Raw genomic sequence first — 24,082 nt, forward strand, 5'->3', positions numbered from 1 at the left:
ACCATGACGCGAGTGACATTCCGGACGTTTGCCTTCGGCCTTGCCGCCGTCTTCATGGCGGCTTCGGCCGCCCACGCCGCCGAGCCGCTGCGCACCGGCGTCGACGCGACCTTCGCGCCGCATGCCATGGTCAAGCTGGGCGGCGGCCTGCAGGGCTTCAATATCGACCTCGGCGAGGAACTGGCCAAGCGCATGGGCCGCAAGATCGAGATTGAGGGCACCGAATTCTCCGGCCTGATCCCCGGCCTCAACGCCAAGAAATACGATTTCGTGCTGGCGCCGGTGACCGTGACGCCGGAACGCGCCAAGGCGATGCTGTTCACCGAGGGCTATATCAACACCGACTTCAGCTTCGTCATCAAGAAGGACGCGCCCGACATCAAGTCACTCGAGGAGCTGAAGGGCAAGACCATCGCCGTCAACAAGGGTTCGGCCTACGAGAACTGGTGCAAGGCCAATGCCGAGAAATACGGCTTCAAGTATGATGTCTACGGCACCAATGCCGATGCCATCCAGGCCGTGCAGACCGGCCGCGCCGATGCCAACCTCGCCGGCAACACCGTGTCGGCCTGGGTCGCCAAGCAGAATCCGGCGGTGAAGACCAGCTACACCATCTCGACCGGCCTGGTCTGGGCGCTGGCCTTCCGGCATGACGACACCGCCGGCCGCGCCGCCGCCTCGATGGCGCTGAAATGCATGAAGAAGGATGGCACCGTTTCCAAGCTGGCCGAGAAGTGGTTCGGCTTCAAGCCGGGTCCGGACTCTGCTGCCGTCAAGATCGAGACCGGCACTGGCGTTCCCGGCATGGATGGTTACGATCCGGCTCCAGTCACACTGAAATGCTCATGATCCGCCCGGTTGCGTGATCCTGTGTCCGGGGAATGAGTACGCCGATCCTTGAACTGGTCGGGCTGCAGAAGGCCTATGGCGATCTGACGGTTCTGCGCGGCATCGACTTGCGGGTCCTGCCGGGCGAACTGGTCTGCGTCATAGGCCCTTCCGGGTCCGGCAAGAGCAGCATGCTGCGCTGCTGCAACCGGCTGGAAGCCTCGACCGGCGGCCAGATCATCTTCGACGGCATCGATATCGCGCGGGCGGATGTGAACATCAATCACATTCGTCAGCAGATCGGCATGGTGTTCCAGCAGTTCAACCTCTATCCGCATCTCAATGTGCTGGGCAACGTGTCGCTGGCCTTGCGCAAGGTGCAGGGGCGGTTGCGGGCCGAGGCGGAAACCATGGCGATGACGGCCCTGCAGCGGGTCGGGCTGGCCGACAAGGCAAAGGCCTATCCGGCGCAGCTTTCCGGCGGCCAGCAGCAGCGCGTCGGCATCGCCCGCGCCATCGTGCTGGAACCCAAGATCATCTTGTTCGACGAACCGACCAGCGCGCTCGATCCGGAACTGGTCGGCGAGGTCCTGAAGGTGATGGGCGAACTGAAGGACGCCGGCATGACCATGCTGGTGGTCACCCATGAAATGGGCTTCGCGCGCGCCGCCGCCGACCGCGTGGTGTTCATGGATGTCGGGCAGATCGTCGAGGAAGGGGCGCCCGAGGACGTGTTCGGGGCGCCACGGCACGAGCGCACCAGGGCCTTTTTGTCCCGCTACAGCGGGCCGCTCTCATGAGTGGCGCGTAATGAGCGGCTTCGAGCGCTTCGTCTTTACCTTCTTCAATGCCGATATTGCCCTGCAATACTGGCCCGATATCCTCAAGGGCATGGGCATTACCGCCTCGGTGGGTATCGCCGTCTCGGTCACCGGCGTGGTGCTGGGGCTGGCGCTTGCCGTGCTGCGCGCGGTGCGCCGGCCGTGGCTGTCGGTGCCGATCGTGATCTTCGCCGATGTCATGCGGTCGCTGCCGCCACTGGTGGTGATCATCATTTTCTTCTTTGCCTTTCCGCTGATCGACCTGCCGATGTCGTCCTTCACCGCGGTCTGGCTGTCGCTGTCGCTGGTGCTGGCCGCCTTTGCCGAGGAATGCATCTGGGGCGGCATCCAGGCAGTGCCGCCGGGCCAGGCCGAGGCCGCGCGCTCGACCGGGTTGTCGTGGTGGCAGACCATGCTGTGGGTGACCCTGCCGCAGGCGCTGCGCATGGTGGTACCGCCGCTGACCAACCGGGTGATCTCGATCACCAAGAATACCGCGCTTGGCTCGGTGGTGGCGCTCAACGAAATCCTCAACAACGCGCAATCGGCCTCCAGCAATGCCGGCAACCCGACGCCGCTGACGCTCGGCGCGCTGGCTTATCTGGCGATCTTCATTCCGGTGATCCTGCTGGCTCGCCGGATCGAGACGCGCTGGCACTGGCGGACCTGAGCCATGGATGCGTTGCTCACCAGCTTCTTCAATTTCGACGTTTACCGGCAGGTATTGCCCTTCCTGCTGACCGGCCTGCTCACCACCATCGGCCTGTCGGCCCTGGTGATTCCGCTCGGTGTCATCTCCGGCCTCGGCGTTGCCCTGCTGGGCACGCAGATCGAGAAGCGCTGGGTGCGCATCGCGGTGGCGGCCTATGTCGATTTCTTTCGTGCCCTGCCGCCGCTGGTGCTGCTGATCTTCATCTATTTCGGCGTGCCGTTTCTCGGCATCGACCTGCCTAAGCTGCTTGCTGTGGCGCTCGGATTCATGCTGAACAACTCGAGCTATTACGGCGAGGTGTTCCGCGCCGGGATCCTCTCCGTCCCGCGCGGCCAGATGGAGGCGGCGCGCTCGACCGGCCTGTCGCACCTGCAGGCGCTGGCCTATGTGATCATCCCGCAGGCGTCGCGCAATGTGCTGCCGGATCTCGTCAGCAACAGCATCGAGGTGGTCAAGCTGACCACCATCGCCAGCGTGGTGGCCCTGCCGGAACTGCTGCGCGTGGCCCGCGACGCCCAATCGCTGCTGTACAATCCGTCGCCGATCGTGCTGGCGGCGATTATCTACCTGGCGATCCTCTGGCCGCTGGTGCGCTGGCTCAGCCGGCTCGAACACAAGAACCTCAGGGCACGCTGACCATTTCGGGTGCCGTTGCGGCTTGAGGGGCTTACTCTCCCGAAACCGCATTGCCGGCCGGATGCTTTCGCGCGATGATGACTTCGAATCATCCGTGGAAGGATGCGCTTATGCCCCAACCGGCAACCCTGACCACTGGTCAGCTCAATTCCATCGCCGCACTCGCGGCCATGATCCCCGATGGCGCCAAGATCGCCGTGCCGCCGGATTATTCCGGCGTTGCCATGGAGCTGACCCGCGCCATGATCCGACGCGGCCTGCGCGACCTGCATGTGGTCTGTGTGCCGGTGTCGGGCCTGCAGACCGAGATGCTGATCGGTGCCGGCTGCATTGCCACGCTGGAAACCTCCGCGGTGACTTTGGGCGAGTACGGTACCGCCCATCGCTTCGCCGCAGGACTGAAGCGCGGCGCCTTCCGCATGCTGGACGCGACCTGCCCGGCCGTGCATGCGGCGATCCAGGCCGCCGGCAAGGGGCAGCCTTTCGCGCCATTGCGCGGGCTGCTCGGCACGGACCTGCTGAAGAACCGGCCCGACTGGAAGCTGATCGACAATCCGTTTGCCGCCGGCGAGGACCCGATCGTGCTGCTGCCCGCGATCCGGCCGGACTTCGCGGTGTTCCACGCGCCCTATGCCGACCGCAACGGCAATGTCTTCATCGGCCGGCGCCGCGAACTGGTTGCCATGGCCCATGCCAGCGGCCAGTCGCTGGTCACCGTCGAGGAGGTCCGCGACGTCGACCTGCTGGCCTCGGAAGAGACCGCCGCCGGCACGCTGACCGCCGCCTATGTCGGCGGCATCGCCGAGGCGCCGCGTGGCGCCTGGCCGGTCAGCCTGTGGAACATCTACGGCTATGACGAAGAGCATATCCGCCTGTACTGCGAGTCCGCACGCAGCGACGAGGGCTTCGCGCAGTATCTCGGGCAGTTCGTGCTCGACCGCCAGGCGGCGGAGTGATGCGATGACGCAAGCCGCCGCCTTCAGTCGCCAGGAACTGATGATCACCGTGATCGCGCGCCTGCTCGCGGGCTGTCGGCTGGTCGCCACCGGTGCCTCCTCGCCGATCCCCGGCGCCGGCGCCCTGCTGGCGCGCGCGCAGTCTGGCGGCAGCCTGCGGGTGAACGTGCTCGGCAGCATCAGGAACGATTTTCTCTGCGATGGCGGCGTCGAGCTGTTCGATCTGGCCGGGCAGGGGCGGCTCGATGCTTTCTTCCTCGGCGGCGGCCAGATCGACGGCCATGCCAATATCAACCTGGTCGGCGCCGGCGGCGAATACCCGCAGACCAATGTGCGCTGGCCGGGCTCGTTCGGCTCCGGCTATCTCTATTACCTGGTGCCGCGGGTGATCCTGCTCCGCGAGGAGCATTCGCGCCGCGTTCTGGTGCCGCAGGTCGATTTCGTCTCCGCCGCCGGGCCGCGCAATGACGGCACCTACCGGCCGGGCGGCCCGCTCGGCCTGCTGACCAGCCTGTGCTGGTTCACCTTCGACCGCGTCGGCCTGCGCTTTCGGCTCGCCTCCGTGCACCCGGGCCACAGTCTCGAAGAGGTGCGCGACAATACCGGTTTCGATTTCGACTGTCCCGACGACGTGCCACAGACCGCACCGCCGGATGCGGCAACGCTGCAGCTGCTGCGCACGCGCATCGCGGCGGAACTGGCCGAGACCTATCCGCGCTTCGTTGCCCAGGTTTTCCCCGACGCGGCTGCGGCCGAATAGGCTATTTCAGCGCCTTCAGGATATTCCCCGAATCCGTGACGAAGCCGAAGCATTTCTTCACGTTCCAGACCGTGGCTTCGGTGCAGAAATCCGGCGAGCTGGTCGCGCAGCAGTCTTCCACCAAGACGCAGCCATAGCCGAGGAAATTGGCATCCGTCAGACTGTGCAGCACGCACTGGTCGGTATTGACCCCGGAGAACAGCACGATGCGGATATCGAGGTTGCGCAGGATGCTGTCGAGCGGCGTGTCCCAGAAGCCACTGATGCGGTATTTGTCGACCTTGATGTCTTCCGGCTTCTGCTCGAGTTCGTCGACCACGGCGGCGGCCCAGCTGTCTTTCTGCAGCACCGGCGCGCCGCTGCCCGGCAGCGGATCGCCCAGCCCGGTGCCTTTGCCCGACGGCTTGTAGAGATGGATCTGGTTCGGCGGCATATTGGCGAGATCCGGCCGGTTGCCCCAGTTCACCCAGATCACTGGCATGCCGGCCTTGCGTAAGGCGGGCAGCAGCTTCTGCAGCGGCTTGATCGGTTTGCGGTCGGGCCGGTAGTCACCGCCGATATGGTCGACCCAGCCGCCCTTGGTGCAGAAATCATTCTGCATGTCGATGACGATCATGGCGCTGCGCTTCAGGTCGATGGTGACGGTCTGCGGCGCTGCGGCGATGGTCAGCGGCTTCGGTTTCACCGGTGGCGTCGCCATGTCGATATGCCCGGCGCTGGCGCCCCAGGCATAGCCGGCGCCGGGGGCGGCCAGCCGGTGCAGCTTCGTGCCGGTCGCCGTGGTTTTTTTCTTCCTGGTCTTGCTCATGCCCTGCCTCTCCCGGTTGCAGATTCTCCCTGCTGGAAAAGCAAGTTTCCTGCCAAGCAAAATCCGGGCGATATCGCATCAGCGCAAGAAGGCGTGATTAAAAAGAAGGCATATTGAAATTATTGTATGCAATTATGGGCAGCCGCTGCTCCGGCCTGCCGCGCCCCGTTCGGCGAGTCTGGAAGCAATTCTAAGTCCTTGGCGCAACTTGCGGGATTGGCACGGCGATTGCTGTTGCTTGCTGCAGAGGTAACGCAGTCAACATGCCGGGGAGCAGGACAATGACGCAGATCGATCGCCGTGGATTTCTGATGGGCAGCGCCGCCGGGGCAGCCGGCCTGGTCATGCTGGGCGGTCTGGCCGCGCCGGCCCGTGCGGCCGGTGGCCCGCTGACCGTCGGCGTGCTGATCCCCGGCTCGAAGTCCGACAAGGGCTGGATGGAATCCGGCTATGACGGCCTGATGGCCGCCGAGAAGAAGTTCGGCGCCAAGATCAAGGTCAAATACATCGAGAATGTGAAGTTCGGCGACATGGAGCAGGTGCTGGTCGCGCTGGCCGGCAAGAACGAGCTGGTGATCGGCGTCGGCGGCCAGACCCAGGCTTCGGTGTTCAAGGTGGCGCCGCGTTTCCCCAAGGTGAAGTTCGCCATCATCGGCGGCAATGCCGATGCGGCCAAGCCGGGCAATGTCTCGGGCTATGACGTGCGCCAGGCCGAGATCGGCTTCGTTGCCGGCGCGGCGGCGGCGATGCTGTCGAAGACCGGCGCGGTCTCCTACGTCGGCGGCCTGGAAATCCCGGCCATCGTCAATACCGGCAAGGAATTCGGCAAGGGTGCCCTCTATATCAACCCGAAGATCAAGTACATCGAGAATTACACCGGCGATTTCGACGATGTCGCCAAGGCGAAGGAAGCGACGCTGGCCGCCATCGCCCAGGGCGCCGACATCCACTACCACATCCTCAATCTCGGCCTGCGCGGCATGGAACAGGCGGCGCGCGAGAAGGGCACCCATATCATCGGCAGCTACACCGACCGCTGTGGCACTGATCCGCTGTATGTCGCCTATACGATCACGGGTGTGGGCTTCCAGGTCGAATACGCTATCGAGCATGCGGTGGCCGGCGACTGGAAGCCGGAATTCAAGCCTTTCGGCCTCGCCATGGGCCCGAAGTCATCCGACATCGTGATCTGCACCGGCGCCACAGCCGCAATGAAGGCCAAGCTCGACGAGATCAAGAAGGATCTGCTGTCGGGCAAGATCAAGGTGCTGGACGCCTGATCGTGGCGGCGCAGCCGCGCGGCAGGCCGTGATGCACCAGATGCTGGCCAGCGAAACAGGCCCCACTGAATCCGGCCCGGCGGCCGCGTCCCAGACGCGGCCGTTGCTGGCGCTGGAGGATCTCGGCAAGCGGTTCGGCAGCCTGCAGGCCCTGGAGGGCATCTCGCTCGATTTCCAGGCCGGCGAGGTGCATTGCCTGCTGGGCGAAAACGGCGCCGGCAAGTCGACCCTATGCAACCTGATCTTCGGCGTGCATCCGCCAACCACCGGCATCATGCGCTATGCCGGCCGCGAATGGGTGCCGGCCGGCCCGGCCGAGGCGCTCGATGCCGGCATCGCCATGGTGCACCAGCATTTCAGCCTGGTGCCGCGCATGACCGTGGTCGAGAACCTGATGCTCGGCCAGACCAAAGGCGTACTGCATCATCGCGCCTTTGCCGATCGCATCCGCGAGATCGCCGAACGCTTCGGCTTCACCCTCGATCCGGACGCGGTGGTCGGCGAACTGTCGGTCGGCGAGCGCCAGCGCGCCGAGATCGTCAAATGCCTGATGCGCGAGCCGCACCTGCTGGTGCTCGACGAGCCGACTGCCGTACTGCCGCCGGGCGAGATCGGTGCCTTGCTCGATATCTGCCGCCGCGTCGCCGACAGCGGCCGGGCGGTGATCCTCGTTACTCACAAGCTGGCCGAGATCGCCAGGGTGGCCGACCGGGTCGCGGTCCTGCGTGGCGGCCGGCTGGTGGCGAAAGCCGAAATGGCGACCGCCGATATGGGCAGCCTGGTGCATGCCATGGTCGGCCGCGAGGTGAAGTCGCTGGATGTCGCGCTGGCCGAGCAGGGCGCGCCGGCCGCCGAGGCCCCGGCTGAAGATTTCCCACGGCCTCGCGCGCTGGTCTGCGACGGCCTGACGGTGCGCGACCATCATGGCAGCACTCGGCTCGACAACTTCACGCTGGAGATCCGTGCCGGTGAGATCGTCGGCCTTGCCGGTGTCGAGGGCAACGGCCAGAGCGAGCTCGGCATGGTGCTGGCCGGCCTGCAGCGGCCGACGGCGGGCCGTTTTTTCATCGGTGACACGGAACTGACCGAGGCCGGCGCGGCGGCGGTGACGGCCGCCGGCGGCGGCATCGTGCCGGAAGACCGCCATGCGGTTGCCTGCGTCACCGCGATGTCGGTTGCCGAGAACATGTATCTCAACAAGCTCGACCAGTTCACCCGCTTCGGCATGCTGCGCCGGGGGGCTCTGAGTGACGCCGCACGTGGCCTGATGCAGACCTTCGATGTGCGCGCCGCCGGCCCCGAAGTCGCTTTCTCCGGCCTGTCCGGCGGCAACCAGCAGAAAGCCGTGCTGGCCCGCGAACTCACGCTCGATCCGCTGGTGGCGCTGGTCGCCGCGCAACCGACCCGTGGCCTCGATATCAATGCGGTCGAGGCGGTCTATCGCCAGATCCGCGCCGCGGCCCGCCGCGGCGTCGGTGTGCTGCTGATTTCCAGCGAACTGGATGAACTGATCGCGGTGGCCGACCGCATCGTCGTGCTCTATCGCGGCCGGCTGGTCGGCGAGCGGCCGGCATTGGCCGGCGAGCGCGCCGCGATCGGCGGCCTGATGTCGGGGCATGCCGCATGACCGCGCTGACCTTCTCGCTGCCGGACCGCAACCGGCTGCTGCGCATTGCCATCCCGCTCGGCGCCGTGGTCGCCTCGCTGCTGTTCAGCATGTTGCTGATCGCCATCAGCGGCCGCTCGGTACCCGATGCCATCGACGCCTTTCTCGACGGCGCCTTCGGCACGGCTTTCGCCTTCGGCGCCTCGATCAACCGCGCCGTGGCACTGGCCCTGGTCGGGCTCGGGTTCATTTTCGCCTTCCGCGCCAATCTCACCAATGTGGGCGGCGAGGGTCAGATCGCGGTTGGTGGCATCGCCGCCACTGCCGTCGCACTCTACGGCCATGTCGATGCCCTGCCGCTCGGCCTTGCTGTGCTGCTGCCGCTGCTGGCCGGCACCGTGGCCGGCGCGGTCTGGGGCGGCATCGCCGGCATCCTCAAGGTGCGCTTCGGCACCAACGAGGTGATCAGCACGCTGCTGCTGGGCTTCATCGCGCTGCTGATGGTCTACTGGTCGGTGCAGTCGACCGACCTGCTGCGCCAGCCGCAGACCTCGTCCGCGACCCTGCCGGAATCGCTGCAGATTCCGGTGCCGACCCGGCTGCCCGGCCTGACCGGCGATCCGGAATCGCCGCTGCATATCGGCGTGGTGATCTGCATCCTGCTGGCCATTGCCACGGCCGTGGTGCTGCAGCGCTCGACCTTCGGCCTGCGCCTGCGCGCCATCGGGCTGAACGAACTGGCGGCGCGCCGCGCCGGCATGTCGGGCACCCTGCTGCTGGTCTCGGCGCTGGCTGTGGCGGGCGCCTTCGGCGGGCTGGCCGGCGCCATCATGCTGCAGGGCGAGCAGTATTACCTGAAGACCGGCTTCTCATCCGGCTACGGCTTCGACGGCCTGGTGGTCGGTCTGCTGTCGCGCGGCTCGGCCACCGGCGTGCTGGCCGGGGCGCTGTTCTTCGGCTTCCTGCGCTCGGGCGGCATCTCGATGGAGATCATGGCCGGCGTGCCGGCGGCGCTGACCCTGGTGATCCAGGGCCTGATCGTGATCGCGGTGGCCGGTTCGGTGATCCTGATCGAGAAGCTGGAAAAGAGGGCGCGCTGATGGAAGAGACGCTGGCGATCTTCATTTCATCGACCCTGCGGCTGGCCATGCCGCTGATCCTGGCGGCCAGCGGCGAACTGGTGTCCGAACGCGCCGGCGTGCTCAACCTCAGCCTCGAAGGCATGATGCTGACGGCGGCCTTCTTCGGCGCGCTGGGCTCCTGGGCGACCGGCGTGCCGGTGCTCGGCATCCTCTGTGCCGTGCTGGCGACCATGGTGCTGGCGGCGGTGCAGGCCCTGCTCAGCGTCAACCTGCGCGCCAACCAGCTGGTGGTCGGCATCGGCTTCAACATCTTGGCGCTCGGCGCCACCACCTTGCTCTATCGCATCATCTTCGGCGGTTTGTCGCGCGACGAGATTCCCGGCCTGTCCAAGTTGAACATTCCCGGCCTCAGCGACATTCCGTTCTTCGGCACGGCCTTCCTGCAGCAATCGGTTTTCGTCTATGTCGGGCTGCTGTTCGTCGCCGGCATCTGGGCGATGCTGAAATACACTTCCTTCGGCCTGGCCGTGCGCGCGGTGGGCGATGAGCCGCGCTCGGCCGACAAGGCCGGCATCCCGGTGGCGCGCACCCGCTGGCTGGCGGTGCTGATCACCGGCTTCATGGCCGGTCTGGCTGGCTCCTTCCTGTCGATCGCCGACATCCATACCTTTACCGAGAATATGACCAACGGCGCCGGTTACCTGGCGCTGGCCGGCGTGATTTTCGGCGGCTGGAATATCGGCCGCACCATCGGCGCCTGCCTGCTGTTCGGCGCCGCCACGGCGCTGCAGTTCCAGCTGCCCGCCATGGGCATCAACGTGCCGACGGCCCTGCTGCTGATGCTGCCTTACCTGCTGGCCCTGCTGGCGGTGGCCGGCGTGGTCGGGCGGCTGGAACCGCCGACGGCGCTCACCCTACCGTTCCAGCGCGGCAAGTGAGGAGACTTCATGTCGATGATCGCCGCCCAGCCCTATGATTACAGCTTTCCGGCCGGCCGGCTGGCACTGATCGTCATCGATATGCAACGCGACTTCATCGAGGAAGGCGGTTTCGGCTCGGTGCTCGGCAATGACGTGCGGCCGCTCGCCGCCATCGTGCCGACCGTGCGCCGCCTGATCGACGGCTTCCGCGCTGCCGGCCTGCCGGTGATCCATACCCGCGAGGGCCACAGGTCCGACCTGTCCGACTGTCCGCCGGCGAAACGCGCGCGTGGCGGCGGTGCGCTGACCATCGGTGACAGCGGCCCGATGGGGCGCATCCTCGTCGATGGCGAGCCGGGCAACGACCTGGTGCCCGAGCTCGCGGCCCTGCCGGGCGAGACGGTGATCGTCAAGCCGGGCAAGGGCGCGTTTTATGCGACGCCGCTCGGCGACCTGCTGAAGGCGCAGGGCATCGGCCATCTGGTCTTCGCCGGGGTCACCACCGAGGTCTGCGTGCAGACGACGATGCGTGAGGCGAATGACCGCGGCTATGAATGCCTGCTGGCCGAGGATGCCACTGAAAGCTATTTCCCGGAGTTCAAGGCGGCGACGCTTGCCATGATCCGCGCCCAGGGCGGCATCGTCGGCTGGACCGCGCCGACGGACATCATCGTCGCTGGCCTGCGCTGACATGCCGGCCATGGACACGCCAGGCGGCGTCAATGCCTGGGGTGCCTTTGTCGCCGGCCCGCGTGGCCGGGCACCGCCGGCGGCACAGGGTCCGCTCGATGGCCTGACCTTCGCGGTCAAGGATCTGATCGACGTGGCGGGTACGGTCACCGGCGGCGGCAATCCCGACTGGCAGATCGGCCGGGCGCCGGCCACCGACCATGCACCGGCCGTACAGCGGCTGCTTGATGCCGGGGCGGCGCTGATCGGCAAGACGCTCACCGACGAACTGGCCTTCAGCCTCGAGGGCGAGAACGCCCATACCGGCACGCCGGTCAATCCGCGCTGTCCCGACCGCCTGCCCGGCGGCTCGTCGAGCGGATCGGCGGTTGCGGTGGCGGCCGGTCTCGCCGATCTGGCGCTCGGCACCGATACCGGCGGCTCGGTCCGCGTGCCGGCCGGCTTCTGTGGCATTTTCGGTTACCGGCCGAGCCATGGCCGCGTGCCGCTCGACGGCGTCATTCCGTTTGCGTCTGGCTACGACACGGTCGGCCTGTTCGCCCGCAGCGGCCCGCGGCTGGCGCAGGCGGCTCGCTGCCTGCTCGGCAGCCACGGTGCCGGCACGACACCGCAGCGCTTTCTGCTGGCGCGGGATGCCTTTGCGCTGGCTGATCCTGCGGCCGCCGCGGCCTTGCGTGTGGCGGCGGCCCGGCTCGGCCCCTGCGGGGAGATCGATATCTATGATGGTGCCGGGGCGGATTTCCGTGAGGCCTATCGCGTGCTGCAGGGCGCCGGGATCGCAACATCGCTCGGGGACTGGATCCGTCAGGCGCGACCGCGCTTTGGCGAGACCATCGCGCCGCGGTTTGCCGATGCGCTGGCGGTGACGGCGGCCGAGGTGGCGCAGTGGGCGGTCTGGCGCAGCGAGACGACGGTGCGGCTGCGCAACCTGTTGCCGTCCGGCACGTTTCTGCTGCTGCCGGTGGCACCGGGGATCGCCCCACGGCGTTTCCTGCGTGGTGCCGTGGCCGGCGATTTCTATGCCGCCGCGCTGGCGCTGACTTCGGTGGCGGGACATGCCGGCCTGCCGGCGCTCAGCCTGCCGCTGGCCGAACTGGATGGCTGCCCGCTCGGCCTGTCGGTGCTGGCGGGCTACGGCGAAGACGAGGCGCTGCTGGATTTTACCGCCGGGCTCTAACGGCGGGCCAGCGCAAGGATGCCGTCGTAGGTAAGGCGCTCGGCCGGCGCAGGATCGGCCAGAACGGCCTGCAGCAGGGCGCGCGCCACGGCATCGGCGTCGATCGGCCGGTAGCGGTGCCAGTCGCCGAGCAGCAGTGGTGCGATCAACTGCGCAAAGGCCGTGGCATAGCCTTCACCCGGACGCTTTTTCGTCCGCTCGCCGAGCAGAAAGCTCGGCTGCAGGATGGCGAGCCGCTCGAAGCCGATCTTCTCCAGCCCGTCTTCCATCCGGCCCTTGGTCGCCAGATAAAAAGTGCCCGAACGGCTGGAGGCGCCGACTGACGAGACCACGGCGAAACGCCGGGCGCCTTTGGCTTTCGCCAGTCTGGCGAAAGCCAGCACGGCATCATGGTCGACGGCGTGGAAGGCCTGGCGCGAGCCGGCCTGGCGGATCGTCGTACCCAGCCCGCAGAGTGCCGCGTCGATCGCCGTGATGCCTGCCGCGCTGTCATCCAGCCGCGCGAAATCAGCCGTGACCTGGGTGAGCTTCGGGTCGGTCAGCGGCAGCGTCCGACGGCCGATGCAGGTGACGGCAGTCACGCGCGGTTCGGCCAGTGCATGGCGCAGGGCCAGTCCGCCGATCAGACCGGTAGCGCCGGCAATCAGGAGGTTCATGGCGGCCTCTTTCTATGGCGCGGCCGGAATGCTGGCGGCGGCGCCGCGGGCGATCTCGGCTGCGGCATCCTGCAGGTCGGCCAGATGCAGGTCCACCATTTTCTCGGTGGTGATCGCGCCATCGACCCAGCACAGGTTGATGCTGGCCATCACCCGGCCGTCCAGCAGCACCGGCACGGCGATGGCCGCGGCGCGGCTGCGGTCGGTGACCCAGTAACCGTAGCCGGGTTCGCGCACGGCATAGCCGCGCTCGCGATCCTGCCGCAGGATGGCGAGGGTGGCGCTGCGTTCCCGGGCGCGGCGGTCGTAGGGATCGTCGGAGCGGCGCAGGCGGGCGAGGATGCGGTCGCGTTCGTCCCTCGGGCAGAAGGCGAGATAGGCGCGACCCATCGCACTCATCAGCATATGCACGCGATAGCCCATGCGGGCGCGATTGACGAGGAACGGCGTCTGCTGGCGGCTGGTCTCGAGGATCTCCATGGCACCGTCCTTGTAGACGGCGATATCGGACGGCCACAGGATCCGGCGGCACAGCCGGTCGAGGACCGGCGCGGCCTGTTCGGCAATGGCGTCGTGGTCGCTGAGGTCGCGGCCGAGAAAACGCACCCGGGCGCTGACGCGATAGCGGCCGTCGCCGATGGCGCGATGGACCATACCGGCTTCTTCCAGGGTCCTGAGAATGCGCAGCAGGGTTGGTTTCGACAGGCCGGTATCGCCGTGCAGGTCATGCAGGCTGGTGGCCGGCCGCTCCTGCAGGGCCTTCAGCACATCGAGGCCGCGGGCAAGGGCGCGGATGGATTTGACCTGGGGCGCGGCAGACAGATGCATGGTCCAAGGTTACACCAGGTGAAATCTGGGTCAATCGGGCTTTGCCTGGCCGCCGGGTCCGGCTAACCCTGTATGACCATGGCAGCCGGCCGAGACCGGCGCCGGGAGGAAAAAAGCTGGGAAGGAGCGCCGGATGCGTGGTTTGCGCGGCGTCGTCGCAAGTGTTTTTGCCGCGCCCGACCGGGCGCTGGTCGCCGTGCTCGGCCTCATCATCAGCTTCGCCGCCTTCTACAGTTCCGGCGTCGGCGTTTTTGACGAGACGATCTCGCGTGTCGGCACACTGGGTGTCGCCATGGCGCTCGGCCTGCTGGCCTTCCCGCTGCCCGGCCGCATCGGTCGTGCCGTCGACATCCTGCTGCTGATCCTCGGCGTCGTGATTTTCTGGCGCTACTTCCAGATCGGCGAGGCGCTTGAGGAAGGCCTTTACGATTTCACCACCAGCGACCTGTGGCTGGGCGGCATGGCCCTGCTGCTGCTGCTCGACCTGACCCGGCGCATTTTCGGCTGGCCGCTGGTGATCGTCTGCGGCCTGACGCTGGTCTACGGGCTTTATGGCCATCACCTGCCATGGATATTCCGTCATGCCGGCTTTCCCTATTACGAAACCCTGCGCACGGTCTGGTACAGCTTCGATGGCGTATTCGGCGGCCCGGTGGCGGTGGTCACCAGCCTGATCCTGATCTTCGTGGTGTTCGGCGTGGTGCTGGAAGGCATCGGCGCCGGGCCGGTGCTGCTGAAAATGGCTTTCAGCGTCACGGCGAAGCTGCGCGGCGGCCCGGCCCATGCCGCCATCGTCGCCAGCGCGCTGTTCGGCACCATGTCGGGCAGCGTGGCCGGCAACGTGGTCGGCACCGGTGTTTTCACCATGCCGATGATCAAGAAACGTGGCTTCTCGGCCAAGTTCGCCGGCGCCGTCGAGGCCGCCGCCTCGTCCGGCGGCCAGTTCACGCCGCCGGTGATGGGTGCGGTCGCCTTCATCATGGCCGATGTGACCGGCATCCCGTATCTCACCATCTGCATCGCCGCGGCGATCCCGGCGCTGTTCTATTACGCCAGCCTGTTTGCCTCGGTGGCAGTGAATGCCTCGCGGCTCGGCATCCAGCCGATCCCCGACAGCGAGCGTCAGGCAATGACGCGGCAGGACTGGGTGCTGTCGCTGACCTTCGTGCTGCCGCTGCTGGTGATCATCGGCCTGCTGATCGCCGGCCGCTCGCCGGCGGTGGCCGGCTTCTGGGCGACGATTGCCGCCGCCGTGCTCGGTTTTATCCTCAATCCCGACCTGCGCCGCGAGCCGCAGCGCCTGCTGGCGGCGCTCGCCCAGGCCGGGCGGGCCGGCGCTACCATTCTCGTCGCTGTCGGTGCGGTCGGCATGATCATCGGCGTGATGAACATGACCGGGCTCGGTATCCGCTTCGCCAATGTGATCCTCGGGCTGTCGGGCCAGTCGCTGTTCCTCGCCCTGCTGCTGACCATGGCCGGCTGCCTGGTGCTCGGCATGGGCATGCCGACGGTGCCAGCCTATCTGATCATCGTGCTGACCATGGGGCCAGCCATCCAGGGCCTCGGCGTGCCGACTCTGGTGGCGCATCTCTTCGTGGTCTATTTCGGCGTGCTGTCGTCGATCACGCCACCGGTGGCGCTGGCGGCTTTTGCCGCGGCACCGATCTGCGGCGCTAGCCCGATGGCGACGGCGGTGGAATCCGTCAAGGTTGCCATCATCGGCTTCATCATCCCCTTCGTTTTCGTCTACAACCCGTCGCTGACTCTGATGGTCGATTTCGAGTGGGGCGAATTTCTCTGGGCCTGCCTGCGGCTGGTGCTGGCGATCTGGGTGCTGGCCAGCGGGCTCGGCGGCTATGACCGGGCGCGGCTCGACCTGCCGTCGCGGGCGGTCCGTATCGTCAGCGGCGTGGCCATGCTGATGCCGGGCGGGCTGATTGAATTCGCCGCTTTTGCCGCCGCGCTGGTCATGCTCGGCTTCGACTGGCGGCGCGGGCTGGCCGCTTCGCCGCCGGGCTTCGCGGCGCTGGCGGCACGCTTCGGCTGGAAACAGGCGTAAGGACAAAAGAACCGAAAGAGGGAGGACCAGATGTTCATGAAAAAAATCGGCCGGCTGGCGGCTGTTGCGGCAACCGCCACCTGTCTTGCCGGCGCGGCCACCGGCGGCGCCATGGCCAAGGATTTCTACCGGCTGTCGACGCTCGGGCCGGGCAGCACGCCCTATCTGGTGATGTCGACTTTCGCCAACATCGTCAACCAGGCGCTGCCCGACATGGAAGTGCAGGTCAATGCCACCGGTGCTGCGACCGCCCATGCGCTGGAGACGGCGCGCGGCCGCATGGACTTCTTCATGTCCTCGCCGACCGTGCATGCCATGATGATGCAGGGCACGGCGATGTACGCCAAGATCACCGACGCCAAGGAGTTGTCGATCAAGTTGCGCGGCGTGTTCAACTTCCCGCTCGGTTATTATCACATCGTCGTCTATGCCGATTCCGGGATCACCAAGCTGCAGGACGTGAAGGGCAAGCGGGTGTTCCTCGGCCCGCCCGGCGGCGGTGCCACGGTCAACATGGCGCAGATGCTGGAGATCGTCACCGGCTACAAGGCCGGCCATGATTACGAGCAGGTCAATCTTGGCTGGGAGGCCGCCGCGCAATCCTTCCAGGATCACCATATTGACGTCTACATCAATCCGACTCTGCCGCCGAGCCCGGTGATCCAGCAGTTCGCGCTGACCAGCAAGATCCGCCTGCTCGGCCTCAGCGAGAAGGACATGGATTCGGATGCCTTCCGTGCCTTCAGCCATCGTCCCGGTGGCCTGCTCGACACGATTCCCGCCGGCACCTATGGCGACAACCAGCTTAACAAGGACGACATCACCACCGTCGGCTCCATGGTCGGCATCGGCACGCGCGAGGACATGCCTGACGACGTGATCTACAAGATGACCAAGGCCTTCTGGCAGGGCGTCGCCAAGGAACGCGACAAGACACCGTGGCTGCGCTCGGTGAAGATCGAGAATGTGTTCCGCGACATGAACATGCCGATCCACCCGGGTGCCGCGCGCTATTACAGGGAAGCCGGCCTGACCGTCCCGGGTGCCCTGATGCCGAAGTAATGCCGGCTGGCCGGCGGGGTTATGCCCCGCCGGTCGTGCGGCCCGACCGTAATACTTCCTCCCCGGAACGGATGCCCATGGGCAAGATACGTAATATCCTTTTCATCATGGCCGACCAGTTGCGAGCGGACTACCTGTCCTGCGCCGGCCACCCGACCCTGCAAACCCCGCATATCGACGGTCTGGCGAAACGTGGCGTGCGGTTCGACCGCGCCTACTGCCAGGCGCCGGTCTGCGGGCCGTCGCGCATGTCGTTCTATACCGGGCGCTACATGACCAGCCACGGCGCCACCTATAACGCCGTACCGTTGCGGGCCACCGAACTGACCTTGGGTGATTACCTGCGGCCGCTGGGCTATCGTGTCGCCCTGGTCGGCAAAACCCATATGAAGGGCGACGACGCGGGCATGCGCAGGCTCGGTCTTGATCCGAACTCCTCGCTCGGCGTGCTGGTCTCGCAATGCGGCTTCGAGCCCGTCGAGCGCGACGACGGCCTGCATCCCGACCAGGGCGTCGACCCGGACCTCGCCTATAACCGCTATCTGCGTGCCAAAGGCTATGAGTCCGAGAATCCCTGGCATGACTTTGCCAATGCCGCCGAAGGACCGAATGGGGAGATCCTGAGCGGCTGGTATCTGCGCAATGCCCGCCTGCCGGCGCGTGTGCGCGAAGAGGATTCCGAAACGCCCTATATGACCGACCGGGCGATCGATTTTATCCGCGACAGTGGCGAAACGCCCTGGTGCCTGCATCTCAGCTATATCAAGCCGCACTGGCCCTATATTGCGCCGGCGCCCTATCACGCGATGTATGGTCCGAACCAGATTCTGCCGGCCAAGCGGCATCCGCGTGAGCGCGAGAATACCCATCCGGTCGTCGCCGCTTTCATGCAGCATGAGGAGTCGGTCAATTTCAGCCGTGACGAGGCACGCGAGACGGTAATCCCGGCCTATATGGGGCTGGTCAAGCAGCTCGACGATCATCTCGGTCGGCTGTTCGCTTTCCTGGAGGCCGAAGGCCGCATGGATGACACGCTGATCGTGCTGACCAGCGACCATGGCGACTATCTCGGCGATCACTGGCTCGGCGAGAAGGAGCTGTTCCACGAGGAAAGCGTGCGCATCCCGCTGATCGTCTATTCACCGGACGCGGCAGCCGACGCCACCCGCGGCCATGTTGAGCAGCGGTTCGCCGAGGCCATCGACCTGGTCCCGACCTTCCTCGCGGCAGCCGGCGGCACGGCGCAGCCACACCGGCTGGAGGGTGCTTCGCTGCTGCCCCTGCTGGAAGGGCGCGTGCCGGACGGCTGGCGCGATGCGACGTTCAGCGAATGCGACTATGCCTTCCGCGAGGCACGGCAGATCCTGCTGGTGCCGCCCGATCAGGCGCGCGGCTGGATGGTGCGGACCGGACGCTGGAAATACATCGCCTATGAAGGCTTCCGGCCGCAGCTGTTCGATATGGAGACCGATCCGGATGAATATGTTGATCTAGGCGAAAGCCCGGCCCATGAAGACGCGCGCGCCGCGATGGCCGCGCGCCTGCTGGCGTGGCTGAAACAGCGCCGCATTCGCACGACAATTTCGAACGAGGATGTCGAGAAGCGCACTGGCAACGCCAAGAGTCGCGGCATTCTGTTCGGCGTCTGGTAACGCGGAAGCTTCAGGCGGCGTCCTGCGGCGAGGCCAGCGGTGCCGGCATGCCGCCGAGATCGATCAGCGGCGCCGGCTCGGTGCTGGCGGCCGGGCCCATCAGGCCGGCGACGCGCTCCAGCGCAGTCACGATGGTGTGGCGCTCCCCGGCCGGCAAATCGCGCAGCGCCTTGAGGAAGATCGCGTCCAGCAGCGGCGGCGCCTTGGCCAGGGCTGCGTCGCCCGTCTCGGTCAGTCGCGAATGCACCACCCGGCGATCCGTCACGTTGCGATAGCGTTCGATCAGCCCGCGGCTGACCAGGCGGTCGACGATGGTGGTCACTGTCGCCTGGCTGAGATTGACCTGGCCGGCGATCCGCGCCGTGGTCACTTCGCCGAGGTCGCGGATGGCGCGCAGCACCAGAACCTGCGGTGTGGTCAGGCCGGTTTCGCGCTCGAGGCGCTTCGAATGCAGATCGACGGCCCGGATTATCCGCCGTACCGATCCCAGTAACCTGTCATCCTCGCTGGTCATTTTCCCATTTCCGAACGATGTCCGCATGGCACCCGGGTGTTCCCTGCCAGAGCGCCATCAAATTGTCCAATTGCTCGGAGAAAGTCTAGTGCACTTAATATTACAGGTCAAATGATTTGACATCTAAACATAAGGTGTATAAACAAAAGGCATCGCGGAAACGAAACAGGCCGCCTGCGCAGCCGTGCGGCGAACCACCATCGGCCTTTTTCGTTTCCGTGCAGGTCAACATACCGGCGAGACAGCCGGCCTGCGGCACCGCCGTCCGGTGCCGCTTTTGTACGGAGGACAGCCCATGTGCGGATTCAGTGGCGAGGTCCGGTTCGATAGCGGCCTCGCCGATATTGCTGCCGTTGCCCGGATGACCGGGCGGATGGCGCCCCGCGGCCCGGATGCCGCCGGCGTCGCCGCCCAGAGCCGGGTGGCCTTCGGTCATCGTCGGCTCAAGATCATCGATCTCAGCGAGCGCGCCCAGCAGCCGATGGTGGATGCCGAACTTGGCCTCACGCTCGCCTTCAACGGCTGCATCTACAACTACCGTGAACTGCGGAGTGAGCTGCAGGGCAAGGGTTATCGCTTCTTTTCCGAGGGCGACACCGAGGTGGTGCTGAAGGCCTGGCACGCCTGGGGCCTCGACGCGCCGAAGAAATTCCATGGCATGTTTGCCTTTGCCGTCCACGAACGCGACAGCGGCCGGGTCGCGCTCTGTCGCGACCGCCTCGGCATCAAGCCGTTGTATCTGGCCGAGCAGCCGGCCAAGCGTCTGCGCTTTGCCTCGTCGCTCCCGGCTTTGCTTGCCGGGCGCGATCTCGACACCACGCTTGATCCGGTGGCGCTCCACCATTACATGAGTTTCCATGCCGTGGTGCCGGCGCCGTTTACCATGCTGAACGGCGTGAAAAAGCTGCAGCCGGCATCTATCGCTGTCTTCGAGGCCGATGGCCGTCGCCAGGATCATGTCTACTGGACGCTGAGTTTCGCCCGCGAAGCCGCCGATCTCGAGGCTTCAGCCGATCACTGGGAAGGGCAGGTGCGAGCCGCGCTGGATACCGCGGTGGCACGCCGCATGGTTTCCGATGTGCCGGTCGGCGTACTGCTGTCCGGCGGCGTTGATTCCAGCCTGATCGTCGCCCTGCTGGCGGAAGCCGGCCAGAAGGGGCTGAAGACCTTTTCCATCGGATTCGAAGAAGCCAATGGCGAGAAAGGCGACGAATTCGTCTATTCCGACCTGGTAGCGAAGCACTTCGGCACCGAGCATTACAAGATTTTCGTCAAGTCGCGTCGCCTGCTGGATGCCATGCCGAAGGTGATCGACGCGATGTCGGAACCGATGGTGTCCTACGATAATGTCGGCTTCTACCTGCTGTCCGAGGAAGTCTCGCAGCATGTGAAGGTGGTGCAGAGCGGGCAGGGCGCCGACGAGATCTTTGGCGGCTATCACTGGTATCCGCCGCTGCTCGATTCCAATGATCCGGTTGCCGACTATGCGGGCGTGTTCTTCGACCGCAGCCACGCCGAATATGCCGAGGCGATCGGCAGCGACTACCTGACCGAGGATTTCAGCACCGCCTTTGTCGCCGGACATTTCGGCCTGCCGGGTGCCGACCGCGCCGTCGACAAGGCCCTGCGGCTCGATACCCAGGTGATGCTGACCGACGATCCGGTCAAACGCGTCGACAATATGACCATGGCCTGGGGTCTCGAGGCCCGGGTGCCGTTCCTCGATCACGAGCTGGTTGAGCTGGCCGCTCGCGTGCCGCCCGAACACAAGCTGAGCGATGGCGGCAAGGGCGTGCTGAAGGCGGTGGCGCGCAAGGTGCTGCCGGCCGCCGTGATCGATCGGCCGAAGGGCTATTTCCCGGTGCCGGCGCTGAAATACCTGGAAGGGCCATATCTCGACATGGTGCGCGACACCCTGAACAGCAAAACGGCGCGCGAGCGCGGCCTGTTCCGGCGCGAATACGTCGACATGCTGCTGCAGGATCCCAAGGCGCATATCACGCCGCTGCGGGGTTCCAAGCTGTGGCAGGTATCCCTGCTGGAAATGTGGCTGCAGACCCACGGCGTCTGACGAACCGGGAGAAACGCCATGAGCATCACCGCGACGGACTCGAGCGCCGTGCCTAGACGGGGTCACGCGCCGGAAGATGACGTCCCGCTGTCGTTGCAGCAATGGGGTACGCCGCCGCGCGCGGTGCGCCGGCGGGCGGCGACCGTCGACTGCGGCTGGGGCCGCCTGCTGTTCGGCCAGACCTTCGACGGGCCCGAGCAACTGGCCGACCGGCTGGTCGAGGAGACCATCGGCGAGCGCGATATTGCCTTTTATGTCCGCGAGCCGCATGTCGCGCTGTCCATCGCGCCGCAGGCGCTGTTTCTCGACCCCTCGCATGCCTTTCGCCTGGCGCTCGATGCGCCGCAGCCCGACGAGGCTGACAGCGGGGTAATCATCCGTGCGGCGCGACCCTCCGACGAAGGCGAGGTCAACCGGCTCTACACCTCGCGCGGCATGGTGCCGCTGCGCGACGGCTATTGCGCCGACCGCCATCCGGCCGTCGAGATTCTGGTTGCCGAGGTGGATGGCGACCCTGACCGGCTGGCCGGTGTGGTGATGGGCGTCGACCATCTGACGGCCTTCCGCGATCCTGACAATGGCTCCAGCCTCTGGGCGCTGGCGGTCGATCCGCAGGCGGCGCAGCCCGGCATCGGCCGTGCCCTGACCCTCGGCCTCGCCCGCCACATGCGCGAGGCCGGCCGCGCCTTCCTCGATCTTTCGGTGCTGCACGACAACGAACAGGCCATCGCGCTCTACCGCCAGCTCGGCTTCACGCAGATTCCGGTCTATTGCATCAAGACGCGCAATTCGATCAACCAGAAGCTCTATATCGGGCCGGAGCCCGACGGCGACCTGAACATCTACGCCCGCATCATCATCGATGAGGCGCGCCGCCGTGGCATTTCGGTTGAGGTCGAGGATGCCGCAGCCGGCATCTTCACCCTGGCCAACGGCGCCCGCATGGTGCGCTGTCGCGAGAGCCTGAGCGACCTGACGACGGCCGTGGCGATGAGCCGCTGTGACGACAAGGCCCTGACCCGCCGCCTGCTCGACCGTGCCGGGCTCGCCGTGCCGGACCAGATCATGCTGCACACGCCGGAGGATGCCGTCGCTTTCCTTGAAAAACATCGCCGCATCGTCGTCAAGCCGGCGCGTGGCGAGCAGGGCCGCGGTGTCTTCGTCGACCTGCGGCGACGCAGCGAGGTGCTGGTCGCCTACGAGACGGCGCGGCGGCTCGGCGACCAGGTGATCGCCGAGGAGTTTGTCACCGGCGAGGACCTGCGCATCATCGTCATCGACGGTGAGGTGGTGGCGGCTGCCATCCGCCGTCCCGCCACCATTGTCGGCGACGGTACTCATACGGTGATCGAGCTGATCGAGAAGCAGAGCCGGCGCCGTGCCGCAGCGACCGGCGGCGAGAGCCGGATTCCGCTCGACGAGGAAACCGAGCGCTGCGTACGCGCCGCCGGCTTCGGTTTCACCGACGTACTGCCGCAGGGCGAGGCGCTGGCGGTGCGCAAGACCGCCAACCTGCATACCGGCGGGACCATCCATGATGTCACCGAGCATCTGCACGCGGATCTTGCCGCGGCTGCGATCCGGGCGGCCGCGGTGCTGCACATGCCGCTGGTCGGTTTCGATTTCATCGTCCGGGCGCCGGACCAGCCGCATTACCGCATCATCGAGGCGAACGAACGCCCCGGCCTCGCCAATCACGAACCGCAGCCGACCGCCGAGAAGTTCGTCGATTTCCTGTTTCCTGAAACCCGTGCGTCGCGGCGGCCGGCGCGTGGAGGGGCCTGATACCATGAAAGACCTGCCGATCAATCGCGAGTATCTGTTGCAGACCCTGCGCAGCCTGCTGGCCATCCCGAGCCCGAGCGGCATGACCGATGCCGTCGTTGCCTTTGTCTGCAAGGAGCTCGAGACGCTCGGCGTGCCCTATGAACTGACCCGCCGCGGTGCGATCCGCGCAGACTTCAAGGGCAGCCGCTCCTCGCCAGACCGCGCCATTGTCGCCCATCTCGATACGCTGGGCGCCATGGTCAAGGGCTTCTGGAACAACGGCCGGCCGCAGGTGGTGCCGATCGGCACCTGGTCGGCACGCTTCGCCGAAGGCGCCCGCTGCCTCGTGCATACCGATGACGGCACGGCCTATCGCGGCAGCATTCTGCCGCGCAAGGCTTCGGGCCATACCTTCAACGAGGAGATTGACACCCAGCCGGTCGCCTGGACCAATCTCGAATTGCGTCTCGACGAGCCGTTGACCGATGAGGCCGGCTGTCGTGCGCTCGGCATCCATGTCGGCGACACCATCTCGATCGACCCGATGCCGGAATTCATGGACAACGGCTTCCTGGTCTCACGGCATCTCGACGACAAGGCCGGCGTGGCCGCCATGCTGGCGGCGGCGCGGGCGATCTGCGAATCCGATGCGAAACTGCCGATGGACTGCCACCTGCTGTTCACCATCGCCGAGGAAGTCGGCGTCGGCGCCTCGACGGTGCTGCACGGCGATGTTGCCGAGCTGGTGTCGATCGACAACGGCACCATCGCGCCGGGCCAATATACTTGCGAATACGGCGTCACCGTCGCCATGCAGGATTCAAGCGGGCCGTTCGACCGCCACCTGACCCGCCGTCTGCTGGAACTGTGCGGCAAATACGACATCGAGCACAGTCGCGACGTCTTCCGCTATTACCGCTCGGATGCCGCCTCGGCGCTGGAAGCCGGCAACGACATCCGCACCGCGCTGGTCTGCTTCGCGCTCGATGCCTCGCATGGCTACGAGCGCAGCCATGAGGATTCGCTGATCGCGCTGGCACGACTGCTGGCGCTGTACATGCAGTCGAAGCCGCTGTTCGCCCGCGACAAGACGGCGCTGGGGCCGCTGGGCGACCTGCCGCCGACCCGCAGCGACCTGCTGCCGGCCAGCGAGGATTGACCCCAGAATACGATTTTATTCATGTAAATCAGCCTGTT

General features: G+C 66.2%; 22 protein-coding genes. 18 read left to right on the forward strand and 4 right to left on the reverse strand.

Features of this window, described 5'->3' with window-relative positions:
- Nucleotides 1-3 precede the first annotated feature (3 nt).
- From ACFOOQ_RS13275 to ACFOOQ_RS13300, 6 genes are all read left to right on the forward strand, one after another.
- Nucleotides 4-849: a transporter substrate-binding domain-containing protein gene (locus ACFOOQ_RS13275; protein WP_379727308.1), complete on the forward strand. Its 846-nt coding sequence runs from the start codon at nucleotides 4-6 to the stop codon at nucleotides 847-849.
- Nucleotides 850-881: 32 nt separating this feature from the next.
- A complete protein-coding gene (locus tag ACFOOQ_RS13280; protein WP_379727311.1) occupies nucleotides 882-1,628 on the forward strand; it encodes an amino acid ABC transporter ATP-binding protein in 747 nt (248 codons plus the stop codon).
- Nucleotides 1,629-1,638: 10 nt separating this feature from the next.
- Entirely contained in the window at nucleotides 1,639-2,319 is a 681-nt protein-coding gene (locus ACFOOQ_RS13285) for an amino acid ABC transporter permease (RefSeq protein ID WP_379727314.1), read from the forward strand.
- A 3-nt stretch (nucleotides 2,320-2,322) separates the two neighbouring features.
- Nucleotides 2,323-2,997, forward strand: a complete 675-nt coding sequence (locus ACFOOQ_RS13290) for an amino acid ABC transporter permease (protein ID WP_379727317.1) — start codon at nucleotides 2,323-2,325, stop codon at nucleotides 2,995-2,997.
- A gap of 110 nt (nucleotides 2,998-3,107) precedes the next feature.
- Nucleotides 3,108-3,953 (forward strand): CoA transferase subunit A, encoded by an 846-nt coding sequence (locus ACFOOQ_RS13295; protein WP_379727319.1) that lies wholly within the window; start codon nucleotides 3,108-3,110, stop codon nucleotides 3,951-3,953.
- Nucleotides 3,954-3,957: 4 nt separating this feature from the next.
- Complete coding sequence (locus ACFOOQ_RS13300) at nucleotides 3,958-4,713, forward strand: CoA-transferase (RefSeq protein WP_379727322.1); 756 nt, start codon at nucleotides 3,958-3,960, stop codon at nucleotides 4,711-4,713.
- A 1-nt stretch (nucleotide 4,714) separates the two neighbouring features.
- Here ACFOOQ_RS13300 and ACFOOQ_RS13305 read toward each other — a convergent pair whose 3' ends face one another.
- Complete coding sequence (locus tag ACFOOQ_RS13305; RefSeq protein WP_379727325.1) at nucleotides 4,715-5,521, reverse strand: cysteine hydrolase; 807 nt, start codon at nucleotides 5,519-5,521, stop codon at nucleotides 4,715-4,717.
- Between the two features lie 281 nt (nucleotides 5,522-5,802).
- On the opposite strand from ACFOOQ_RS13305, the gene ACFOOQ_RS13310 reads away from it, so the two are divergent.
- From ACFOOQ_RS13310 to ACFOOQ_RS13335, 6 genes are read left to right on the forward strand one after another with little or no spacing between them, the layout of a single operon-like run.
- Nucleotides 5,803-6,801, forward strand: a complete 999-nt coding sequence (locus ACFOOQ_RS13310) for a BMP family protein (protein ID WP_379727328.1) — start codon at nucleotides 5,803-5,805, stop codon at nucleotides 6,799-6,801.
- Between the two features lie 31 nt (nucleotides 6,802-6,832).
- Nucleotides 6,833-8,428, forward strand: a complete 1,596-nt coding sequence (locus tag ACFOOQ_RS13315; protein WP_379727331.1) for an ABC transporter ATP-binding protein — start codon at nucleotides 6,833-6,835, stop codon at nucleotides 8,426-8,428.
- Complete coding sequence (locus ACFOOQ_RS13320; RefSeq protein ID WP_379727334.1) at nucleotides 8,425-9,507, forward strand: ABC transporter permease; 1,083 nt, start codon at nucleotides 8,425-8,427, stop codon at nucleotides 9,505-9,507. Before ACFOOQ_RS13315 ends, ACFOOQ_RS13320 begins: the two co-directional genes overlap by 4 nt.
- A complete protein-coding gene (locus ACFOOQ_RS13325) occupies nucleotides 9,507-10,427 on the forward strand; it encodes an ABC transporter permease (protein WP_379727337.1) in 921 nt (306 codons plus the stop codon). The genes ACFOOQ_RS13320 and ACFOOQ_RS13325 overlap by 1 nt, the downstream gene beginning before the upstream one ends.
- A gap of 9 nt (nucleotides 10,428-10,436) precedes the next feature.
- Nucleotides 10,437-11,099: a cysteine hydrolase family protein gene (locus ACFOOQ_RS13330; protein ID WP_379727339.1), complete on the forward strand. Its 663-nt coding sequence runs from the start codon at nucleotides 10,437-10,439 to the stop codon at nucleotides 11,097-11,099.
- A gap of 10 nt (nucleotides 11,100-11,109) precedes the next feature.
- Nucleotides 11,110-12,276 (forward strand): amidase, encoded by a 1,167-nt coding sequence (locus ACFOOQ_RS13335; RefSeq protein WP_379727342.1) that lies wholly within the window; start codon nucleotides 11,110-11,112, stop codon nucleotides 12,274-12,276.
- On the opposite strand, the gene ACFOOQ_RS13340 is transcribed toward ACFOOQ_RS13335, so the two are convergent.
- Both ACFOOQ_RS13340 and ACFOOQ_RS13345 read right to left on the reverse strand, forming a co-directional pair.
- Nucleotides 12,273-12,932 (reverse strand): NAD(P)H-binding protein, encoded by a 660-nt coding sequence (locus tag ACFOOQ_RS13340; RefSeq protein WP_379727345.1) that lies wholly within the window; start codon nucleotides 12,930-12,932, stop codon nucleotides 12,273-12,275. The two genes, ACFOOQ_RS13335 and ACFOOQ_RS13340, sit on opposite strands and share 4 nt — an antisense overlap.
- 12 nt (nucleotides 12,933-12,944) lie before the next feature.
- Nucleotides 12,945-13,760 (reverse strand): helix-turn-helix domain-containing protein, encoded by an 816-nt coding sequence (locus ACFOOQ_RS13345; RefSeq protein WP_379727348.1) that lies wholly within the window; start codon nucleotides 13,758-13,760, stop codon nucleotides 12,945-12,947.
- Between the two features lie 133 nt (nucleotides 13,761-13,893).
- On the opposite strand from ACFOOQ_RS13345, the gene ACFOOQ_RS13350 reads away from it, so the two are divergent.
- The 3 genes from ACFOOQ_RS13350 (at nucleotide 13,894) to ACFOOQ_RS13360 (ending at nucleotide 18,533) form a co-directional block, all read left to right on the forward strand.
- Entirely contained in the window at nucleotides 13,894-15,819 is a 1,926-nt protein-coding gene (locus ACFOOQ_RS13350) for a TRAP transporter permease (RefSeq protein WP_379727351.1), read from the forward strand.
- A gap of 30 nt (nucleotides 15,820-15,849) precedes the next feature.
- Complete coding sequence (locus ACFOOQ_RS13355) at nucleotides 15,850-16,881, forward strand: TAXI family TRAP transporter solute-binding subunit (protein WP_379727353.1); 1,032 nt, start codon at nucleotides 15,850-15,852, stop codon at nucleotides 16,879-16,881.
- 77 nt (nucleotides 16,882-16,958) lie between these two features.
- The gene (locus tag ACFOOQ_RS13360) at nucleotides 16,959-18,533 is read left to right on the forward strand and encodes an alkaline phosphatase family protein (RefSeq protein WP_379727356.1); all 1,575 of its coding nucleotides are present in this window, start codon (nucleotides 16,959-16,961) and stop codon (nucleotides 18,531-18,533) included.
- Between the two features lie 10 nt (nucleotides 18,534-18,543).
- Here the strand turns inward: ACFOOQ_RS13360 and ACFOOQ_RS13365 are convergent, their stop codons facing one another.
- Nucleotides 18,544-19,047, reverse strand: a complete 504-nt coding sequence (locus ACFOOQ_RS13365; protein WP_379727359.1) for a MarR family winged helix-turn-helix transcriptional regulator — start codon at nucleotides 19,045-19,047, stop codon at nucleotides 18,544-18,546.
- A gap of 295 nt (nucleotides 19,048-19,342) precedes the next feature.
- On the opposite strand from ACFOOQ_RS13365, the gene ACFOOQ_RS13370 reads away from it, so the two are divergent.
- From ACFOOQ_RS13370 to ACFOOQ_RS13380, 3 genes are read left to right on the forward strand one after another with little or no spacing between them, the layout of a single operon-like run.
- The gene (locus ACFOOQ_RS13370) at nucleotides 19,343-21,118 is read left to right on the forward strand and encodes an N-acetylglutaminylglutamine amidotransferase (RefSeq protein WP_379727362.1); all 1,776 of its coding nucleotides are present in this window, start codon (nucleotides 19,343-19,345) and stop codon (nucleotides 21,116-21,118) included.
- Between the two features lie 18 nt (nucleotides 21,119-21,136).
- Nucleotides 21,137-22,903, forward strand: coding sequence for an N-acetylglutaminylglutamine synthetase (gene ngg, locus ACFOOQ_RS13375; RefSeq protein WP_379727364.1), 1,767 nt, complete (start codon nucleotides 21,137-21,139; stop codon nucleotides 22,901-22,903).
- A 4-nt stretch (nucleotides 22,904-22,907) separates the two neighbouring features.
- Complete coding sequence (locus ACFOOQ_RS13380) at nucleotides 22,908-24,044, forward strand: osmoprotectant NAGGN system M42 family peptidase (protein WP_379727367.1); 1,137 nt, start codon at nucleotides 22,908-22,910, stop codon at nucleotides 24,042-24,044.
- Nucleotides 24,045-24,082: the final 38 nt, after the last annotated feature.

Origin of the sequence: Ferrovibrio xuzhouensis, from assembly GCF_042648965.1 — a bacterium.
Taxonomy (GTDB): domain Bacteria; phylum Pseudomonadota; class Alphaproteobacteria; order Ferrovibrionales; family Ferrovibrionaceae; genus Ferrovibrio; species Ferrovibrio xuzhouensis.

Excerpts from the sequence above, each read along its gene's own strand:
- ACFOOQ_RS13275 (WP_379727308.1), top strand. The coding sequence starts at position 4 with ATGACGCGAGTGACATTCCGGACGTTTGCCTTCGGCCTTGCCGCCGTC.
- ACFOOQ_RS13280 (WP_379727311.1), top strand. The coding sequence starts at position 882 with ATGAGTACGCCGATCCTTGAACTGGTCGGGCTGCAGAAGGCCTATGGC.
- ACFOOQ_RS13285 (WP_379727314.1), top strand. The coding sequence starts at position 1,639 with ATGAGCGGCTTCGAGCGCTTCGTCTTTACCTTCTTCAATGCCGATATT.
- ACFOOQ_RS13290 (WP_379727317.1), top strand. The coding sequence starts at position 2,323 with ATGGATGCGTTGCTCACCAGCTTCTTCAATTTCGACGTTTACCGGCAG.
- ACFOOQ_RS13295 (WP_379727319.1), top strand. The coding sequence starts at position 3,108 with ATGCCCCAACCGGCAACCCTGACCACTGGTCAGCTCAATTCCATCGCC.
- ACFOOQ_RS13300 (WP_379727322.1), top strand. The coding sequence starts at position 3,958 with ATGACGCAAGCCGCCGCCTTCAGTCGCCAGGAACTGATGATCACCGTG.
- ACFOOQ_RS13305 (WP_379727325.1), bottom strand. The coding sequence starts at position 5,521 with ATGAGCAAGACCAGGAAGAAAAAAACCACGGCGACCGGCACGAAGCTG.
- ACFOOQ_RS13310 (WP_379727328.1), top strand. The coding sequence starts at position 5,803 with ATGACGCAGATCGATCGCCGTGGATTTCTGATGGGCAGCGCCGCCGGG.
- ACFOOQ_RS13315 (WP_379727331.1), top strand. The coding sequence starts at position 6,833 with ATGCACCAGATGCTGGCCAGCGAAACAGGCCCCACTGAATCCGGCCCG.
- ACFOOQ_RS13320 (WP_379727334.1), top strand. The coding sequence starts at position 8,425 with ATGACCGCGCTGACCTTCTCGCTGCCGGACCGCAACCGGCTGCTGCGC.
- ACFOOQ_RS13325 (WP_379727337.1), top strand. The coding sequence starts at position 9,507 with ATGGAAGAGACGCTGGCGATCTTCATTTCATCGACCCTGCGGCTGGCC.
- ACFOOQ_RS13330 (WP_379727339.1), top strand. The coding sequence starts at position 10,437 with ATGTCGATGATCGCCGCCCAGCCCTATGATTACAGCTTTCCGGCCGGC.
- ACFOOQ_RS13335 (WP_379727342.1), top strand. The coding sequence starts at position 11,110 with ATGGACACGCCAGGCGGCGTCAATGCCTGGGGTGCCTTTGTCGCCGGC.
- ACFOOQ_RS13340 (WP_379727345.1), bottom strand. The coding sequence starts at position 12,932 with ATGAACCTCCTGATTGCCGGCGCTACCGGTCTGATCGGCGGACTGGCC.
- ACFOOQ_RS13345 (WP_379727348.1), bottom strand. The coding sequence starts at position 13,760 with ATGCATCTGTCTGCCGCGCCCCAGGTCAAATCCATCCGCGCCCTTGCC.
- ACFOOQ_RS13350 (WP_379727351.1), top strand. The coding sequence starts at position 13,894 with ATGCGTGGTTTGCGCGGCGTCGTCGCAAGTGTTTTTGCCGCGCCCGAC.
- ACFOOQ_RS13355 (WP_379727353.1), top strand. The coding sequence starts at position 15,850 with ATGTTCATGAAAAAAATCGGCCGGCTGGCGGCTGTTGCGGCAACCGCC.
- ACFOOQ_RS13360 (WP_379727356.1), top strand. The coding sequence starts at position 16,959 with ATGGGCAAGATACGTAATATCCTTTTCATCATGGCCGACCAGTTGCGA.
- ACFOOQ_RS13365 (WP_379727359.1), bottom strand. The coding sequence starts at position 19,047 with ATGACCAGCGAGGATGACAGGTTACTGGGATCGGTACGGCGGATAATC.
- ACFOOQ_RS13370 (WP_379727362.1), top strand. The coding sequence starts at position 19,343 with ATGTGCGGATTCAGTGGCGAGGTCCGGTTCGATAGCGGCCTCGCCGAT.
- ngg (WP_379727364.1), top strand. The coding sequence starts at position 21,137 with ATGAGCATCACCGCGACGGACTCGAGCGCCGTGCCTAGACGGGGTCAC.
- ACFOOQ_RS13380 (WP_379727367.1), top strand. The coding sequence starts at position 22,908 with ATGAAAGACCTGCCGATCAATCGCGAGTATCTGTTGCAGACCCTGCGC.